Source organism: Marivivens sp. ABH4_498 (genome assembly GCF_056160585.1).
On sequence record NZ_JBSWXL010000001.1, the window covers coordinates 637,674 to 655,968 of the forward strand.

20 protein-coding genes and 1 tRNA gene are annotated in these 18,295 nt (G+C 55.3%); 7 read left to right on the top strand and 14 right to left on the bottom strand.

The genetic code is table 11. The annotated features are described in order from the left end of the window. Positions 1 to 364: 364 nt before the first annotated feature. From ACXAGA_RS03275 to murA, 12 genes are all read right to left on the bottom strand, one after another. Complete coding sequence (locus ACXAGA_RS03275; protein ID WP_475116073.1) at positions 365 to 541, bottom strand: DNA gyrase inhibitor YacG; 177 nt, start codon at positions 539 to 541, stop codon at positions 365 to 367. Continuing rightward, complete coding sequence (locus tag ACXAGA_RS03280; RefSeq protein WP_475116074.1) at positions 541 to 1,575, bottom strand: ribonuclease E/G; 1,035 nt, start codon at positions 1,573 to 1,575, stop codon at positions 541 to 543. The genes ACXAGA_RS03275 and ACXAGA_RS03280 overlap by 1 nt, the downstream gene beginning before the upstream one ends. Then, complete coding sequence (locus ACXAGA_RS03285; protein ID WP_475116224.1) at positions 1,576 to 2,151, bottom strand: Maf family protein; 576 nt, start codon at positions 2,149 to 2,151, stop codon at positions 1,576 to 1,578. A 23-nt stretch (positions 2,152 to 2,174) separates the two neighbouring features. After that, positions 2,175 to 2,393 carry a translation initiation factor IF-1 gene (infA, locus tag ACXAGA_RS03290; RefSeq protein ID WP_067550718.1) on the bottom strand — a complete coding sequence of 73 codons (219 nt, stop codon included), beginning with the start codon at positions 2,391 to 2,393 and terminating at the stop codon, positions 2,175 to 2,177. An 83-nt stretch (positions 2,394 to 2,476) separates the two neighbouring features. Beyond that, positions 2,477 to 3,355 carry a carbon-nitrogen hydrolase family protein gene (locus ACXAGA_RS03295; protein WP_475116075.1) on the bottom strand — a complete coding sequence of 293 codons (879 nt, stop codon included), beginning with the start codon at positions 3,353 to 3,355 and terminating at the stop codon, positions 2,477 to 2,479. Next, positions 3,352 to 3,939, bottom strand: a complete 588-nt coding sequence (locus ACXAGA_RS03300; protein WP_475116076.1) for a GNAT family N-acetyltransferase — start codon at positions 3,937 to 3,939, stop codon at positions 3,352 to 3,354. Before ACXAGA_RS03300 ends, ACXAGA_RS03295 begins: the two co-directional genes overlap by 4 nt. Beyond that, complete coding sequence (locus tag ACXAGA_RS03305) at positions 3,936 to 4,337, bottom strand: ketosteroid isomerase-related protein (protein WP_475116077.1); 402 nt, start codon at positions 4,335 to 4,337, stop codon at positions 3,936 to 3,938. Before ACXAGA_RS03305 ends, ACXAGA_RS03300 begins: the two co-directional genes overlap by 4 nt. A gap of 2 nt (positions 4,338 to 4,339) precedes the next feature. Then, positions 4,340 to 4,813 carry an arsenate-mycothiol transferase ArsC gene (locus ACXAGA_RS03310; RefSeq protein WP_475116078.1) on the bottom strand — a complete coding sequence of 158 codons (474 nt, stop codon included), beginning with the start codon at positions 4,811 to 4,813 and terminating at the stop codon, positions 4,340 to 4,342. A gap of 1 nt (position 4,814) precedes the next feature. Continuing rightward, complete coding sequence (locus ACXAGA_RS03315) at positions 4,815 to 5,294, bottom strand: UPF0262 family protein (protein ID WP_475116079.1); 480 nt, start codon at positions 5,292 to 5,294, stop codon at positions 4,815 to 4,817. A 4-nt stretch (positions 5,295 to 5,298) separates the two neighbouring features. Then, the gene (gene hisD / locus ACXAGA_RS03320) at positions 5,299 to 6,603 is read right to left on the bottom strand and encodes a histidinol dehydrogenase (protein ID WP_475116080.1); all 1,305 of its coding nucleotides are present in this window, start codon (positions 6,601 to 6,603) and stop codon (positions 5,299 to 5,301) included. A gap of 75 nt (positions 6,604 to 6,678) precedes the next feature. Then, positions 6,679 to 7,155, bottom strand: coding sequence for a DUF2948 family protein (locus ACXAGA_RS03325; protein ID WP_475116081.1), 477 nt, complete (start codon positions 7,153 to 7,155; stop codon positions 6,679 to 6,681). Positions 7,156 to 7,158: 3 nt separating this feature from the next. Continuing rightward, positions 7,159 to 8,424 (bottom strand): UDP-N-acetylglucosamine 1-carboxyvinyltransferase, encoded by a 1,266-nt coding sequence (gene murA / locus ACXAGA_RS03330; protein WP_475116082.1) that lies wholly within the window; start codon positions 8,422 to 8,424, stop codon positions 7,159 to 7,161. Positions 8,425 to 8,684: 260 nt separating this feature from the next. Between murA and ACXAGA_RS03335 the strand changes: the two genes are divergently transcribed. The 6 genes from ACXAGA_RS03335 to ptsP all read left to right on the top strand — a co-directional run bounded on the left by ACXAGA_RS03335 (position 8,685) and on the right by ptsP (position 16,063). Next, positions 8,685 to 8,759, top strand: a tRNA-Thr gene (locus tag ACXAGA_RS03335). 155 nt (positions 8,760 to 8,914) lie between these two features. Next, on the top strand, positions 8,915 to 11,143 hold the full coding sequence (locus tag ACXAGA_RS03340; RefSeq protein ID WP_475116083.1) for a methyl-accepting chemotaxis protein: 2,229 nt from the start codon (positions 8,915 to 8,917) through the stop codon (positions 11,141 to 11,143). 128 nt (positions 11,144 to 11,271) lie between these two features. Then, the gene (locus tag ACXAGA_RS03345) at positions 11,272 to 11,685 is read left to right on the top strand and encodes a DUF1178 family protein (RefSeq protein WP_475116084.1); all 414 of its coding nucleotides are present in this window, start codon (positions 11,272 to 11,274) and stop codon (positions 11,683 to 11,685) included. 173 nt (positions 11,686 to 11,858) lie between these two features. Next, entirely contained in the window at positions 11,859 to 12,083 is a 225-nt protein-coding gene (locus ACXAGA_RS03350; RefSeq protein ID WP_475116085.1) for a hypothetical protein, read from the top strand. 144 nt (positions 12,084 to 12,227) lie between these two features. Further along, positions 12,228 to 13,484, top strand: coding sequence for an aspartate kinase (locus tag ACXAGA_RS03355; RefSeq protein ID WP_475116086.1), 1,257 nt, complete (start codon positions 12,228 to 12,230; stop codon positions 13,482 to 13,484). 338 nt (positions 13,485 to 13,822) lie between these two features. Beyond that, a complete protein-coding gene (ptsP, locus tag ACXAGA_RS03360) occupies positions 13,823 to 16,063 on the top strand; it encodes a phosphoenolpyruvate--protein phosphotransferase (RefSeq protein ID WP_475116087.1) in 2,241 nt (746 codons plus the stop codon). 194 nt (positions 16,064 to 16,257) lie between these two features. On the opposite strand, the gene ACXAGA_RS03365 is transcribed toward ptsP, so the two are convergent. Then, a complete protein-coding gene (locus ACXAGA_RS03365; protein WP_475116088.1) occupies positions 16,258 to 17,037 on the bottom strand; it encodes an EcsC family protein in 780 nt (259 codons plus the stop codon). Then, positions 17,021 to 17,557, bottom strand: a complete 537-nt coding sequence (locus ACXAGA_RS03370) for a GNAT family N-acetyltransferase (RefSeq protein ID WP_475116225.1) — start codon at positions 17,555 to 17,557, stop codon at positions 17,021 to 17,023. Before ACXAGA_RS03370 ends, ACXAGA_RS03365 begins: the two co-directional genes overlap by 17 nt. Before the next feature lie 79 nt (positions 17,558 to 17,636). On the opposite strand from ACXAGA_RS03370, the gene ACXAGA_RS03375 reads away from it, so the two are divergent. Continuing rightward, the gene (locus ACXAGA_RS03375) at positions 17,637 to 18,242 is read left to right on the top strand and encodes a flavin reductase family protein (protein WP_475116089.1); all 606 of its coding nucleotides are present in this window, start codon (positions 17,637 to 17,639) and stop codon (positions 18,240 to 18,242) included. The last annotated feature ends 53 nt before the right edge of the window (positions 18,243 to 18,295 follow it).

Genomic DNA, 18,295 nt, shown 5'->3' on the forward strand with positions numbered 1-18,295 from the left:
TCAGAGTGGCGAACTAGCCACAAACAGATTGTCTCTCCCGAAGGGGGAAACCTTAAGGAAACATAAGGTTAAGGCGCATGACCAAGAGGTTGGCGATGAATCCAAAGGTCAGCATGGGGTTTCAAAAGGATAGATTGGAACCATGCGAATAGTTTTGTTCGCATACCCCAAAACCGAACTATCGAGTTTATTTGTCCAAAAGTCTAAAACGCCAAAGCGGAAGAAATTTTAGAAAAACCACCCAAGATTGCAGACAAAGTGACCGCAAAAACAAAAAGCCAGCCCAAAGGCCGACTTTCGAATCATTCGCTAAATTAATTTCATTTCCAGGCTAAAACGCGTCGCGCGATTGCCGTTATCGTATCTAATGTGGAAATTCTTTATTTTCGACGTCAGGAATTTCTTCGTCCTCTATCGAAGTATTTCCAGCAATAACGTAACTGCCCGATAGCCATTTAGACAAATCTATATCCGCGCAGCGTTTCGAACAAAACGGACGGTAGTCCTTGACTGTTTCTTTTGAACAAATCGGGCAGGCCATTAGATTTTCCGAATGAATTCCGCGATTGGTAGACGTTCGCGTTTGCGCTGCAATTCGAACAGACCCATCGTTGTCCAACCCACCAGACTGGTTTCGATGCCATCGTTTTTGAATGACGCGCGCAGGGACTGTTCCACCTGTTTGCGGTGCGCCTTGGACATAGGTGCGAAATCGACGGCTATCTGCCCGCCCAGCCCGCGCAGGCGCAGCGCACGGGGCAACGCACGCGATGCCGCCAAATTCGCCTTGAGCGCCGCAGCAGGCGACGTATCGCCGCCCGTGTTCACATCCACAGCGACCAGCGCACGGGTGGATTCCACGTACATGTGGCCTTCGCCCAGATCGACATGGGCGGATTTGATGTCTTCGATCTGGTCCAGAACACCGTGGTGTTCGAAACAATCTTCGTCCGTGATGACATCAGCACGGGACGTCCATTCACGCCACGCCAGAACGTGGGGGCCGTCGCCTTCGGTCAGGGCTTCGGGGTCTGAGCCGTCCAAATCGCCCAAAACGGCCGTGGCCATGTCCAGCATCGCTTCGATATCTTCGGCGATATCTTCGTCGTCAGCGCCCGCACAGGACGACCGCAGGATCAGGCCGTGTTCGACCCCTTCCATCACGGCGTGACCAATGGCGTTGATGCGTGCGCGTTCTTCTTCGTCCGCGATGGCGCGGCTGGTGTTGATACCGGGCGCGTTGGGCGTGACGATGGCGTAGCGGCTTTTGAAAATGACGCGGTCGGTCACAGGGATCGCTTTGCCCGCTTCGGAATAGCCTGTCACCTGCACCAAAATCGGCTGACCGGGGCGCAGTCCGCGGCCCTGACGCAAGAACCCTGTTTCGCCGTCAGGCAAACGCAGCATCATGCCGCCCTGCCCTTTTAGCGGACGGTCACAGATCGCACGAAAGATCGCCCCAGGACGCGGCTGGCTGTCGTCATCAATCAGCAAATCATCCAATTTGCCATCAACCATCAGCGCTGCAGCCTCACGCCCTGCGACGTGATCCAATAGAATCGTGCGACCCTTCATTTATTTCTCTCCGTATAGGGGATAGCCCGCAGCGGTCAGCAGACCGGCGGTTTCGGTCAGAGGCAGGCCCACAACACCCGTAAAAGATCCATTGATCCACGGGATAAAGGCACCTGCTGGCCCTTGGATGGCATAGCCACCCGCCTTGCCCTGCCAGTCATTCGACGCAAGGTAGGCATTCACTTCGGGGTTGGACAAACGTTTCATCGAAACGGTGGTCACAACGTCCTTTTGCCAGATACGTTCGCCGCGTTTGACAGCCACAGCCGTGATAACACGGTGGCGACGGCCCGACAAAGCATGCAGAAATTCCGCAGCCTCTGCCGCGTCAGCGGGTTTGCCCATGATACGGCGGCCCAAAGCGACGGTCGTATCGGCACACAGAACGATTTCGTCATCTGCGCAGGTCACCACTGCAGCCTTGCTGGCGGCAATGCGGTTTACATATTCACGGGGGATTTCGCCTTTGATCGGGCCTTCGTCCACGTCAGGCGGACGAACATCCGTAGGCGTCACACCGATCTGCGCCAAAAGCTCCAGTCGCCGCGGCGAACCAGAGCCCAAGACAAGTTTCAGACCGGATGTCGGTGAAACGGTGCTCACCGAAAACGATAGTTGATACGACCTTTGGTCAGGTCATAAGGCGTCATTTCAACCTGCACCTTATCGCCTGCTAGGACGCGGATGCGGTTTTTGCGAAGTTTGCCCGCCGTGTGCGCGATGATCGTGTGGCCGTTTTCAAGCTCGACCAGGAATGTCGCGTTCGGCAGGAGTTCCTTCACGACACCGGGGAATTCGAGCAGTTCTTCCTTGGCCATGTGATCTCCATAGTAGCACCTTCCGCCAAATTATGCGGAACGGCGGTTAAATGCGCCCGATTTGCCAATTATTCAAGGGTTAATCAGGCCAATGCCGAAATGATAACGCTATTTGCGCGGGAATCTTGTTCGATCCAATGGCTGAAATTGCCCACCTGCCCCGTTTGACGCGGTGCACAGATCGCGGCTGGGTCCACATCGGCGATGATCCAACCGGCCTCGTCTGTTTCGCCTTGGGCAATGATGCCGTTGCTGGGTAGCCCATGATCTGGCGGGCAGAAAATCGCGGCGCGGCCCGTGCCCTGATCCAGAATATCGCAATCCGCCACAGGCCCCAGAACGGGGGATTGCACGATCAAACATTGGTTTTCGATCGCCCGTGCACGGCACGATTGACGCACGCGCGTTTGCCCCGCAGGAAAATCCGTGGCCGACGGGACCAGAATCATATCGGCCCCCTGTTCACACATGGTGCGCGACCAGATGGGGAATTCGCTGTCGTAGCAAATCAGGATGCCAACGCGGCCATGTTTGGTATCAAACAGGCGGATTTCATCCCCGCCGCTTATCTGCATATCAACCCGTTCATAGGGCGTCAGGATCAGTTTATCCTGCCATTCGGCATCGCCCGAAGGCCCAATAAAATATGACCGATTCACATATGTGTCGCCACTGCGTACACAGATGGACCCCGCCACGATATAGACGCCATGCTGTGCCGCCAGATCGCAATGCAGCGATAGCCAATCTTCGGCGCGGTCGGCCATGCGCGCGGGCCAATCGGCGGGGGCGCAGTCATTCGGCGCGCCGACCAGCGCAGCCTCGCATCCCGCGTATTCAGGAAATACCAACAGGTCCGCGCCTTGGGCGACCGCTGCTTCGACCCATTTTGCCAGCTTTTCTTCGACCGACGACCAGCTGGGGTGCCATTCGGGCAAATAGGCAGAGGTGGCGATTTTCATAAGGATTTCATCCAGAATTGCAGGGGTTTCTTGGTCGGACCATCCGCGCCGATATCGGGCCATTCAAAATGCGCAATCACGCCGTCCAATGGCGCATATCCGCGGGCGGACCAGAACCCATCCAGCGGGCGATAATCAGCGGGCCGCGCGGGGTGATCCGCTGGCCGCATCACCGAACAAAAAGCGATGTGTCTGCGACCCAGCGCCCGCGCCTTTGCCTCTCGTTTATCGAAAAACACATGGCCCGCGCCCTGCCCGCGATAGTCCGGCAGCAATACCGATTCGGCGCAGTAGAAAATGTCGGTCAGCGCAATGCCCGTCGACGCAAAGGCATCGGAGAAATCTGACGCGTGATCCTCCATCGGGGTGCCCGTTGCCGCGCCCACGATTTTGTCGCCCGATTTTGCGGCCACCAGAATGGAATTTGGCGCGTCGCGATAGGTCGCGACATACCCGCGTTCATAGTCCAACGATCCGTCGTACAAATATGGCCACGCGGCGAAAACGTCGATCCGCAAGCGCGCCAGATCATCCAGCGCATCGGTGACGGCATCGCCTGTCAGAACGTCATAGTTCAACGTCATGCGCTGACCTGACGAACCCAATCAGCAAGGTTGTAATAGGTCGTAACCCGCGAAATTTTGCCGTCTTTCAATGACATAAACGATCCGGCAGGCAGGACGTATTTCTGGCCCTTCGCCTCTGGCAGGCCTTCGTCCGTTGCTAGGTATTCGCCATTCACAACGAATTCAGCGGATGCGCGCGTGCCGTCGTCGTTACCGAAAATCACGACGTCGGTCAGAGTTTCGCGATAGCAGCGATCCATGTGGTCGCAAAACTGGCTGAACAGGTCTTTACCAACGCGCACTTGGCCTTCGTTCACGTGGTGGGCAACGTCATCGGACAATTCGGCCAGCATTCCGGCCTTATCACCCGCATTAAAGGCATCAAAATAACGTTTCAGAACGGCTTTGGCGTCCATGGTCACTCCTTAGAAGGGCCCCACCTTTCCTGAAGGCGATCAATGATCTGATCACGGGCTTTGCGATAGAACTCTAACTTTTCATCGCGGGTCGTGCCTAACCCAGAAGGGTCCATAATTGGCCAATATTCGACATCCAGATGGAAAAAACGGGTTAATTCCAATGCTTGGCGTTGGCTGGCAGGCGTCAATGCCACCACCAGATCGAACGACGACAGATCATCGCCCCATTCTTTCAGCTCTTCGAATGATCGAGAGCGATGACGCGACAGTTCCACATCCAATTCTTGGCAGACCGCGATGGCAAACCCATCGATTTCCAAGTCGGATTTCACGCCCACAGACTGCACATAGCAGTTCGGGCCGTAGATTTTTTTCATGAGCCCTTCGGCCATCGGCGACCGTACCGAATTGTGATCGCAGCAGAACAGAATGGACTGCGGTAGATCCTGATATTCCTTTCCTCCCTCGCTCACGTTATCCCCCGAAATGCAAAACACAGATTAGGGTGAACAAGCGGCGGGCGGTGTCATGGTCCATCTCGGCTTTGCCTTCTAACCGTTCTTGCAGAACATTGGCGCCTTCGTTGTGGATACCGCGGCGGGCCATATCGATGGTTTCAATCTGGCTGGGCGCGGCGGTTTTCACGGCATCGAAATAGGTCGCGCAGATTTGGAAATAATCTTTGACCACCTGACGAAATGGCCCCAGCGCAAGGTGCAGTTCGCCCGCAGGGCTGCCGTTTTCCGTTTTGATATCAAACACCAAACGACGTTCGCGCACAGACAGATACAGTTTGTACGGACCTTCGGGCGGGGTACGCCCATCACGGTCCAACAACGCAAAAGAGTTGTCTTCTAGCAGGTCAAAAATCGCAACCTTGCGTTCCTGTTCCACCTCTGGCGTGGGGGGCGGCAGATTGCTGTCGTCCAATTCAATATGAACAATCTTTGACATGACCCTAACCTTTATTCAAACGATCCAAACGCGCCCGCACAGACAAACCATGCGCTTCTAGGCTTTCTGACTTTGCCAGACGTTCGGCCGATGGGCCAATAGCCAAAAGAGCATCAGGCGTCATGCGTGACAAAGTTGTCCGTTTAATGAAGTCCATGACCGACAAACCGGACGAAAAACGGGCAGAACGGGCCGTCGGCAACACGTGGTTCGGCCCGCCGATATAATCGCCGATCGCCTCTGGCGTCCACGACCCGATGAAAATCGCGCCAGCGTGGCGGATTTTGGTTTGCAGGTCTTCGGCATCGTTGGTGCAAATTTCCAAATGTTCGGGCGCGATACGGTCGGACAGGCGGACGGCTTCCTCCATATCTTTCACAACAATCACAGCGCCGAAATCGCGCCAGCTGGGGCCAGCGATGGCGCGGCGTTCCAGCGTTTCCAGCTGTTTTTCCACCGCAGCGGCGACCGCGCGGCCAAAATCGGCGTCATCGGTGATCAGGATGGATTGTGCGCTTTCGTCGTGTTCGGCTTGGCTAAGTAGATCGACGGCGATCCAGTCGGGATCGTTGTCTTTGTCCGCGATCACCAAAATTTCGGACGGGCCTGCGATCATATCGATGCCGACCTTGCCGAATACACGGCGTTTCGCGGCGGCTACAAAAGCGTTGCCTGGGCCAGTGATTTTATCAACGGGCGCAATGGTATCGGTGCCATAGGCCAACGCCGCAACGGCCTGCGCGCCGCCGATACGATAGATTTCATCGACGCCCGCGATTTTTGCAGCCAACAGCACCAGCGGGTTCACAACGCCATCTGGGGTCGGCACCACAATCGCCAAACGGTCAACGCCCGCCACTTTGGCCGGAATCGCGTTCATCAATACGGACGAAGGATAGGATGCCAAACCACCAGGCACATATAGACCAGCCGCCGAAACAGCCGACCAGCGCCAGCCCAGCGCCGCGCCTGTTTCGTCTTCCCACCATGCATCGGCGGGCATTTGGCGTTCGTGATAGGCGCGAATACGGGCAGCGGCCATTTCCAACGCTGCGCGGTCTTCGTCATCGACCTTGGCGCATTCGGATTCGATTTCTGCATCCGAAAACCGCATGGTTTCAGGCGTCAGTTCCAAACGGTCGAATTTCGCGGTCAATTCCAGAACCGCCGCATCGCCCCGTGCACGGACATCTGCGATGATATCTGCGACCACAGCATCCACATCGGGGCTGTCTTCGCGTTTCATTCCCAGCAGGGCAACGAACGCGGCCTCGAAATTATCATCCAGAGTGTTCAGAAAATGCGGCATGGGCGGTCTCCTTCTCTTGGGTAGATACCCTTGGGATGGGGCCGCTTCAATGCACGTCTGTCGTTAATTCCGCGACTAAATCGCGTGTTTGGGCGATTTTCCCGATGGGGCGGCATAGGGGCGCGTCACATCTTTGACGACGACCTCTAGAGCTTCGACGTCGATTTCAATCGCGCCGTCGCCCGCCAGCACCAGCGTGACAGTCCCCGCGCCGTCCTGTTTTTCGGCCCATTCAATGGCCAAAAGGGACAAAACGGTATCCGCATCGCCGCGCGGAACGCCTGCGGATCGGATTTTTTGAACGTCCTCAATCGCCAAAACGGATTGCACCCGTTCAAACGCACGGCCACGGGCCTGCGCCGCGTCTACGTCTTCCCAGCGGAAGCGATTCAAAAGAACGGCAAAGCGTCGTTCTTTCGATTTCCAAACCATTTCGGAGGCCGGAAACACCGAATCCTGCACAAGGCTGGACAGGATTTTCAGGTCTTCTGCATCCAACGCTTTGATACGTAGGGGCTGTTCACCGGCGTCTTCGAAACGGGCATCGGTCATGGGTTATTCCTTGATCCGTTCGATGGTCGCACCAACTGCGCCCAGTTTATCTTCGACGTGTTCGTAACCACGGTCTAGGTGATAGACGCGGTTCACTTGGGTTTCGCCTTCGGCAGCGAGACCCGCCAGAATCAGCGACACCGATGCGCGCAGGTCGGTCGCCATGACTTGAGCGCCCTTCATTTTTTCAACGCCGTGAACGGTTGCGTGGCCGCCGTGCACTTCGATGTTTGCGCCCATGCGGGTCAATTCAGGGGCGTGCATGAAACGGTTTTCGAAAATCTTTTCTTCCAACACCGATGTGCCGTTGGCAAAGCACAGCATCGCCATCATCTGCGCCTGTAGGTCGGTCGGGAAACCGGGGAACGGTTCGGTGGTCACGTTCACCGCGTTCGGGCGGCCACCATCACAGCGGACTTTCAAACCTTTGGCGGTTTCTTCGACGGTGACGCCGGCTTCGTGCAGTTTTTCAACAAACGATTCGACCAGCGACAGTTTACCGCCCAGGCATTCGACCTCGCCGCCCGCGATGACCGGGGCCAGCATATAAGTGCCCAGTTCGATACGGTCGGTCACAACGGGGTGGGTCGCGCCGTGTAGACGATCAACGCCCTGAATTTCGATGCGGGACGTGCCGTCGCCTTCGATCTGGGCGCCCATGGCACGCAGACAGTCGGCCAGATCCACGATTTCAGGTTCGCGCGCGGCGTTTTCGATAATGGTCGTGCCTTTGGCCAGCGTTGCTGCCATCAGAACGTTTTCGGTTGCACCAACGGATGCGAAACGCAGTTTGACCAGACCGCCCTTTAGGCCGCCTTGGGTCGTTGCGTGCAAATAGCCGTCTTTCAGTTCGATCTGCGCGCCCAGCGCCTCTAGTGCGGTGATGTGAATATCCATGGGGCGCGCACCGATTGCGCAGCCACCGGGCAACGATACGGTTGCGTGACCTTCGCGTGCCAGCAATGGACCCAGAACAAGGTTGGACGCACGCATTTTGCGAACGATGTCGTAATCGGCGTGGGTGGATGACAAACCGTGGCAGGACATCGCTACCACTTTGTTATCGGCCAGCGACGACACTTCGGCGCCCAGCGATTGCAACAACAGCGTCATAGTACGGATATCCGACAGGCGCGGCATGTTGGTTAGGGTCAGCGGCTCTTCGCTTAGCAATGTGGCGGGCATCAATGTCAGCGCCGCGTTCTTTGCACCCGCAATCGCGATTTGCCCTTTCAGAGCCTTACCGCCTTTTACCAAAATCGAATCCATACTACTCGCTATCCTCGGTTTTATCTGTTTGCTCGGCCCGCGCACGCGCCTGAGCCTTACGTTTTGCCATATTAGACTTTAGCGCGGCCTTTAACCGGTCTTCGCGACTTGTCTTATTTTTAGTGGTTTTTTTATCGCCAGAACTGTTCTTCATGGGGGGTGTTGTACCCTTAGATAAAAAAACCGTCCAGATAGGGGTTGCGCATAGATTTTTTTGCGACTAAATCCCCGCTCACCGCTTCGGCGGGCACAAAACGGACGCTGCAGTAGCTCAGTGGTAGAGCACTCCCTTGGTAAGGGAGAGGTCGGGAGTTCAATCCTCCCCTGCAGCACCATCCCCCCCACATTCGTTTCATGACTGCGCTGGCTGAATACTAGTCTATACGGTTTTCTGTATACCATGCGGATATGTTTCTAAAAATATAGGCGATCTGGTCGTTCACCCATCCGAGGCCCAGTGCAGAGGTCGGGAAAACGTCGGAATGCCCAAATGAAACTTTCACTATTGATCAAGCTTCAGCTTGTTTTTGTAGCCCTAACCACAACAGCCGCGGTGCTTGTTGGTGTTTTGGCGTCGAATCGCATGTCGACCACGATAGAGCGCGCCGCAAACGAACAACTGTCGGCAAGCCAGAATGTCGTATCCGGCGCGATCGAAACCGAAATTGATCACTACAAATCTTTGACCAGTATTCTGGCCCAAGACCGCAGCCTGCATTCTGCGCTTTCCACGTTCTATATGCTGACGACTCAGATCGTTGACGGTGAACCTGCGATGGGGAACATCCGCAACGCATTCGTGGGTGGCAACGACCTGCCAATTGATCGCCGTCACGAACTATTCGAAGCTGAAGGCGCTGGCGCCTATTCGCGTGTGCATGCCCATTGGCACGGATGGTTTACGGATACCGTAAACGAAATGTCGCTGGACGATATTCTGCTGATCGATAAGGACGGGACAGTCGTTTACAGTTACGCAAAACGGGGTGATTTCGGAAACACTGTCGACGCGATGCACATTGCAAATACGCAACTGAAACTGACGTTCGACGAAACCCTGAAAGCAACCGAATCCTATCTTGCGTCCTCTGATCCCAACGCACAGGCCTATCCTGTGTTTATGTCGGAATTCCGCCCGTATAACCCTGGCCAAAATGCACTGAACGCATTCATGGGGTCCCCTGTGTTGGACCGCTATGGCGAATTCGCCGGCATTCTGGTCCTTGCGATGCCTGTGACCCCTTTGGAAATCGCAATGTCCCAAGAAACGGGACTAAGCGTGCCGTCGCAAACATTGCTTATGCGCACCACGGGCCGCGCAATCGCATCCGCAGGAAGTTTGACCAATGCTGACGGCACTGAATTGGTTCAGGAACGCACGGACACGAACATTGCTGCGGCCATCAACGGCGAAGAAGGCACCGCCGTCTTTACCAGCGACAACGGTCAAAAACTGATCTCGACCTACGGAACCATCGACCTAAGCGGCCGCCCGCATCTGTTCAGCACAACAGTGAATTACAACGCTCTGATGGCGGATGCGATTTCGCTGCGCTGGACGATTTTCTATGTGGTGATTGGCATTATTCTGGTCACCTCGGCGATCAGTTTCTTTGTTGGCCGCGCCATTGTACGCCCGATCAAATGGGTATCGCACCGCATGGACAAAATGGCGGACGAACGTGACCTGACGAAACGGATGCTGGTCATCGAACGCAATGACGAAATGGGTCAGACTGCGGGCGCATTTGATCGTCTCATCATGTTTATCGACAACTCTTTGGCTCAGGTGCGTGCGCGTACCGACCGGCTGGGATCCGCATCGTCGGAATTGGAACAAGCCGCCCAATCGCTTGCGAACAATGCAGAAACCCAGTCCTCTGCGGTCGAAGAACTGTCAGCCTCTTTGGAACAGACGTCGGCGCAGGTGCGTAACAACGCCGAAGCCGCACAAAGCGCCGAAGGCGTGGTTGCCGCGACATCGTCCGTTGTGACGCGGGGCAGTGAAAAAATCACCGATATGGTTGATGCGATGACCCACATCAACAAATCGAGCCAAGATATCGCAAAGATCATCAAAGTGATTGATGAAATCGCGTTCCAGACAAACCTTTTGGCGCTGAACGCCGCAGTCGAAGCAGCGCGCGCCGGGCAACACGGCCGCGGGTTTGCCGTGGTCGCCCAAGAGGTTCGCAATCTGGCCGCACGGTCATCCAAAGCAGCAAGCGAATCCAGCAGCCTGATCGAAAAAAGCCGCGCCAGCGTTCAGCAAGGCGTCGAAATTTCGGAACAGACCCGCGCAGCCTTTGACGAAATTGCGCAGAACATCGACAAAGTATCTAATTTGGTCAGCGATATTTCTGCGGCAAGCACCGAACAGGCTCGCGGCGTTGAACAAGTAAACGAAGCGATTGTTGATATTGCCCGCATCACGCGGTTTACCAGCAAGCAGGCTGATACATTTGCATCGACCGCGACCGAACTGGCGATGACCAACGCAGCCCTGCGCGAAGAAATCGCCAAATTCAAACTGAGCGATACGGTGGTGTCCGATACCATCGATATCACGCCATTGTCGGTGGCCGAGCAAACGCCAGCGACAAACGATGAATTGTACCGCAAAGCCGTTGATGCACCTGCCGCAAATAAAACGACCGCGCCAGCGTATAGTGGACCGGTTGTCGTGGACGAAGACGAACGCGGCTATGGAACGTTCTAACAAATAGCCTACAATCATACGCGACAGGGCGGCGGCACGATGGCCTGCCGCCCTTTTGTTTACCCAGATTGAATCCCCCCGCTGAAATCGCTATTTTGGTTGGGCCTTGATGCAACCAAAGGTTCGTAATGATCCGCTATTCGCTAAAATGCGCTGATGGTCACAGCTTTGATAGCTGGTTCAAATCGGCTGACGCATTTGACCGGCTGTTTCAGACGGGGATGGTGGCTTGCACCCATTGCGGATCAACCGAAGTGACAAAATCGCTCATGGCACCTGCGGTGGCCAAAGAATCAAAGCGACCACTATCGACGCCCAGCACCCCGACCGAAGACGCGATTGCCAAATTGCGCAAAGACGTTGAACAGAATGCCGATTACGTGGGTAGCGATTTTGCAACCGAAGCCCGCAAAATCCACGATGGCGATGCACCTGAACGCAACATTTGGGGCGAAACCAAACCGGCGGATGCGATCAAACTGATCGAAGACGGCATTCCCGTCGCGCCACTGCCATTTACCCCGCGCAAACAGACAAATTGACCCGTTTCTAGTCCCGTTTTGCGCGGGGATTGGGCAAAAAACGCGGTTTCAGTTTGGTTGGGGTATGGCATCCCAGACCAAAAGGTAAAAAAATCTGGACTCGATCACGCCCGCGTGACGATACTTGAACCGAAGTTTTTAAGGCTTCGCGTTTAAGTAAAAAGGAGTTCAACGTGAAAAAATTATTGCTCGCAGCCACATTCGCATTTGCTGGGTCCACCGCGTTCGCTGGGGGAATGGCGCCCATGGTACCAGTCATGGAAGAAGAAACAATCGTCGAAGCCGCGCCTGCCGGCTCCAGCTCTTCGATTATCATCCCATTGGTGTTTTTGGCCCTGATCGCTGTCGCAACGCAATCGTCCAGCGGCGGCGTGGGTGGCGGATTGAACGACCTGTAGAAACAGGCGTCGTTGGCCAAATTAACGAAATCCCCGCAAAACAGGGGATTTCGTGTTACAAAAATGTTGCCATAGCTGCTTTGTCCAATTGCCCTTTAGCGCCACAGCCGCTAAGGGATGCGCGATATTTTGCAAGGGACAGCTATGCCGACGCTTGTCATGAAATTCGGCGGCACTTCGGTCGCCAATCTAGATCGAATTGCCCGCGCCGCGAAACGCGTCGCTCTTGAGGTGGGAAAAGGCTATGACGTGATCGTCATCGTCTCGGCCATGTCGGGAAAGACCAATGAACTGGTGGGTTGGGTTAACGAAACCTCTCCGCTGTATGACGCACGTGAATACGATGCGATCGTATCGTCTGGTGAAAACGTCACCGCGGGCCTGATGGCGCTACGTCTTCAGGAAATGGGTATCCCTGCGCGCAGCTGGCAAGGCTGGCAAGTGCCGGTAAAAACCACCAGCGCACACGGCGCCGCACGGATCGAAGAAATCCCATCGGACAACATCAACCAGAAATTCGGCGAAGGCATGAAAGTTGCTGTCGTCGCTGGTTTCCAAGGTATTTCCCCCGAAGGCCGCATCACCACGCTGGGCCGTGGCGGATCGGACACCACCGCTGTGGCGTTCGCCGCTGCCTTTGATGCAGAGCGTTGCGACATCTACACCGACGTGGACGGCGTTTACACGACCGACCCACGCATCACGTCCAAAGCCCGCAAGCTGGACAAGATCGCTTTTGAAGAAATGCTGGAATTGGCGTCGCTGGGTGCCAAAGTACTGCAAACCCGTTCGGTTGAACTGGCAATGCGCTATAATGTGAAACTGCGCGTGCTCAGCTCGTTCGAAGAACCGTCAGATGACGCAGGCACGCTGGTCTGCGCAGAGGAGCAAATCATGGAATCCAACGTAGTTTCTGGCGTCGCCTATTCCCGCGAAGAAGCAAAGATGACGCTTGTCACCATCGATGACAAACCAGGCATTGCCGCGTCGATCTTTGGCCCACTGTCCGAAGCAGGCGTAAACGTCGATATGATCGTTCAGAACATTTCTGAAACGAACTATCAGGGCCACGCTGGCGGCGTGACCGACATGACCTTCTCGTGCCCGATCGATCAGAAAATGCGCGCGGAAAAGGCTCTGAACGAAGCCAAAGAAAAAGGCCTGATCAATTTCGACCGTCTGGAAGCAGACACCGAAGTTGCCAAGGTTTCGGTTGTTGGCATCGGCATGCGCAGCCACGCAGGTGTTGCTGCAAAGATGTTCCAAGTTCTGTCGAACGAAGGCATCAACATCAAAGTCATCGCGACATCGGAAATTAAAATTTCGGTCCTGATTGACCGTAAATACATGGAGCTGGCTGTTCAGGCCCTGCACGACGCGTTCGAGCTGGATAAAGCCTGAGTTAAATAGCAGACTTGTCTAGAAAGCCGTCCCAATGGGGCGGCTTTCGTCGTTTTGGCATCGCGACAGGCAGAATCATCGTCGATTTTTGAAACCCCACGGCCTTCACAATTCTGTCAGTCTTCGCCGTGCACATTTTGCTGCCAATGCGAAGGTTTGGCTGTTGCTTAAATTTTGGACCATTCAAAACCCTTTTGGGTTGGACGGCGGGCGGTTTTCCAAAAATGCTGCACATGCAAAAAACAACGTAGTGTCAATGATTTGCCTGTGACGGTTTTGCCCACTCCCATTTGCGTGACGCATCGCCTATAGATAGGCTGACCAGAAGGGACAGAAGTATGCCAGAACGCATCGAAACAGATAGCCGCAAGCTGTTAGGCCGTTTGCGTGACACTATGGCCGAGGATTCGGCTGGTCAGGCGCGTCTGGACAAAATTGTGCATCTCATTGCGTCTTCGATGCAAACCGAAGTGTGTTCTATCTATCTGTTCCGCGACGCCGAAACGTTGGAACTATGCGCCACCGAAGGTTTGGATGCCGCCGCTGTGCACCAAACCCGTATGCGTTTGGGCGAAGGTCTGGTTGGTCGCGCCGCGCGCACCAGAAATGTCATCAACACCGCCGATGCACCGTCCGAAAAAGGGTTCCGCTATATGCCCGAAACGGGCGAGGAACGGTATTCGTCGTTCTGCGGCGTTCCCATTCAGCGTCTTGGCAACGCATTGGGCGTTTTGGTGGTTCAGTCCAAAGCCGCCCGCCAGTTTTCCAGTGACGAAGTGTACGCGTTAGAAGTCGTAGCGATGGTTCTGGCAGAAATGACCGAACTGGGTGCCTTTGTCGGCGAAGGTGCTGCCCTAAGCGCCCGCCATCAGCAACCCATTTTGTTCCGCGGATCCACCGCCCAAGAAGGCGCGACCGAAGGTCAGGTTTACCTGCATGAACCGCGCGTTGTTGTGACAAATCCGGTGGCTGACGATCCGGAAACCGAACTTACTCGCCTGCGCGAAGCCGTGGACGCGTTGCGCATTTCGGTCGATGAAATGCTATCCACCACGACAACGGTGAACGCCGAACAGGTCCAAGTTCTAGAGGCCTACCGCATGTTCGCAAATTCGCGCAGCTGGATGCGCCGCATGGAAGAGGACGTGCAATCCGGCCTTTCTGCCGAAGCCGCGGTGGAAAAAGAACAATCGCTGGCCCGTAGCCGCATGCAATCGGCGGGTGACGCGTACCTGCGTGATCGTCTGCACGATCTGGATGACCTATCAAACCGTTTGCTGCGTATTCTAACCGGTCAGGGCAAAGAAACCGGCGCAGAAATGCCCGAAAACCCTGTTTTGGTCGCCCGCAACATTGGCCCCGGTGAATTGCTGGAATACGGCAAGACCCTGCGCGGTATCGTGCTAGAGGAAGGCTCGGTCGGGTCTCACGCTGCGATCGTAGCGCGCGCATGGGCCATTCCTTTGGTCATTCACGCCAAAAATATTACCGCTGACGCCCTGAACGGCGATACGATTTTGGTCGATGGCGATCAGGGCATCGCGCACCTGCGCCCCGACGAAAACGTACAGAACGCGTTCCGTGACAAAATCGCGATGCAGGCCCGCGCCCAAGAACGCTATGCCTCGATCCGCGATTTGCCAGCGACGTCAAAATGCGGCACGACCATTTCCCTGCAAATGAACGCGGGCCTTATGGCAGATTTGCCATCGCTGCCATCATCGGGCGCCGAAGGCGTCGGGCTATTCCGGACAGAGCTACAGTTTCTTGTTCGAAACCAAATGCCAAAACGCGCGGAACTGTCTGCACTGTACCAGCGCGTCATGGATGCGGCCGATGGCAAACGCGTTGTATTCCGCACCTTGGATATCGGTTCCGACAAAGTGTTGCCCTACATGACCCCGCAAGACGAACCCAACCCCGCGATGGGCTGGCGTGCGATCCGCGTGGGTTTAGATAAACCGGGCATTTTGCGGATGCAGCTGCAGGCCCTGATCCGTGCTGCAAATGGACGGCCTTTGACAGTCATGTTCCCATTTGTCGCGCAGTTGCAAGAATTCCGCGATGCCAAAGCTGAAATGCAAAAGGCATTGGACCGCGAAATCAAACTAGGCCACCCCGCGCCGTCGGACATCAAAATCGGCGCGATGCTGGAAACGCCCAGCCTTGCCTTTGCGCCAGATGTCTTTTTCGAAGAAGTCGATTTCCTATCGATTGGCGGCAACGATTTGAAACAGTTCTTTTTCGCGGCAGACCGTGAAAACGAACGGGTCCGCCGCCGCTATGATACTTTGAACGTTAGCTTTCTATCGTTCCTGCGTCAGGTGGTGGAACGCTGCGAACGCGCAGGCAAACCGTTGTCCTTCTGCGGAGAAGATGCGGGCCGTCCGGTTGAGGCAATTTGCCTTGCCGCGATGGGCATCAAAAACCTATCGATGCGCCCTGCATCTATCGGCCCAGTGAAACATATTTTGCGGAAAATCGACCTGACCGAAGCACGTGAGGTCATCGATGCCGCGTGCAAAAATGGCGAACAATCCGTCCGTTCGTCGATCACGCATTGGTTGGCAAATCAGTAAAGCTGCAAAAGGGTGGCTAGCTTCGGGCCACTCACTCCCCCGAAAATAACGGAGCTGATTTAAAAAGGTTTGGTGCTAAAAAATGACACCACCCTTTTGCACCTGCAGCATAACAATTTCGAACATCAGGTCAAAGATTAGAGGACTTTCCCTTGTCGCATTTTTGACAGGCCGAAAAATCACCACATGATGCGTTATCGCAATTTTCTCACATTTAGGGCCTTGTGAAACTCTTCAACCACCTGATTTTCATCATAAATTCGGCACAACTGTCGCAGTCCGAAATGGACGTGGGCCATTTCAACGTAATAACGCACAAAGGCATAGTTCGTGCCCGCGCCCGCCGCAGCACCAATAATCGGAACCGCCTGCCCCGCCAGTTTTTGTGACATCACCGCCGCGAATCTAGGAGAGATTCGCGCAATCAGACTGTTGATCCCCGCCCCCGACAGCCCCAATCGGGCCCCGATCAACGCCGTGTCGATGCCATCATCCTCTCCACCTGGGCCGCCGGCCCCGAAAACGCGCAGGCATTCGACGCGGGTATCTTCTGCATCAGGGTCTTCGCCATAAGCTTCGGCAACGCCCAGCACCGCACGAAAAATGATTGTCGTTGTTATGGGCAATTCAGCGATCGCCGTCGGCAGTCCGCCGATACCTCCGACAGCACCAGCGATCGCCGCAACCGCGGTATGTCCCTTGTCGGTCAGCGTCGCTTTTCCGTGGGTCGCTTTGGCCGCGTGAAAACTGTAACCCAAAGCTTTTTTCGCCGCGGCTTCGAACCGCGTTCGAACCGGCGAAGGCATCGATTTCAAACCATCCTCGACCTGAGAGCCGACAAAATTGATCGCCTTCATCAGGACACCATTTGCGCTGCGCTGGCGCGCGGCCAATCGCTGAATATCAGCACGGCCCTGATCATCCAAAGGGTCAGTCGGGTTTACGACCCTTAACTCGTCATCTCGATTGCTCATGATCAATAGATTGGGGGCGTTCCCAATTTTTACAATCCTTCGCGGATGTAACTTCGCCGGAAACCCCGATCCACGCAGCTGGTGTCAGGTTATATCCCAAAATTCGATCAGGGTTGGTCGGCGGCGGCATGTCCACGCCTTCAAGTTTGAAAAACCCAAAACGTTTATAATAGGGATAGTCCCCCACCAGCATCACGCGTGCCCACCCCAAATCGTGGGCACGGTTCAACGCTTTGCGCATCAGCATGGCGCCCACACCTTCACCTTGGCGGGTTGGATGCACCGCGACGGGACCCAACAAAATGGCCATGCGACCACCAACGCAAACCGGCCAATTGCGGATCACCCCGCCCAAAATCCCATCGGCGTCCCGCGCGACAAAACATAAATCGGACAATGGATCGACCCCATCGCGCAAACGGTACGACGACAAAGCCGTCCGCCCAGGCGCAAAACACAAATCGTACAGCGCCTCGACTTCCCACCAGTCGTTTTTAGTTTCCCGCGTAATTTCGATCATTGGGCCTTTTTTCCGCTCTGGGTCTGGATGTGGCCGTAACATGACGCTACCTCTGCCGCAAACCAGAAGGGACCCATCCATGTTCTATCGCCCAAATGATGGCCACGGACTGCCACATAACCCATTCCCTGCAATCGTGTCCCCTCGTCCGATTGGATGGATATCGACCCGCAGCGCCGACGGCATTGACAATATTGCACCCTATTCGTTTTTCAACGCCGTTGCATATACCCCGCCTCAGGTCATGTTTTCGTCGAACGGCAAAAAGGCCGACCAAGATGGCAAAGACACACTAGCCAATATTCGCGAAACAGGCGTATTTTGTGTCAACATCGTCGAATATGCCATGCGTGATGTGATGAACAAAACATCCGCAACAATGGAATCGCATATCGACGAATTTAGCCACGCAGATATCGAACGCGCCGAATGCGATACGATTGCCTGTTCCTATGTCGCCTCTGCACCGGCAACGCTTGAATGCAAAATGACACAAATCATCAAACTCGAAGGCGACCGATCTCACGCCATTTTCGGAGAGGTGACAGGCATTCGTTTGCGCGACGATTGCGTTGTAAACGGCATCTTTGATGTGACGACATACAAACCACTCGCCCGCCTAGGGTACCAAGACTACGCTGCCATCGACACGATCTTTTCTTTGGTGCGCCCCGACGCGAAATAGCGCCCACCGCCGCACCTCACGGGTGCGGCATATACCAATGCGGCGCAGCCGCG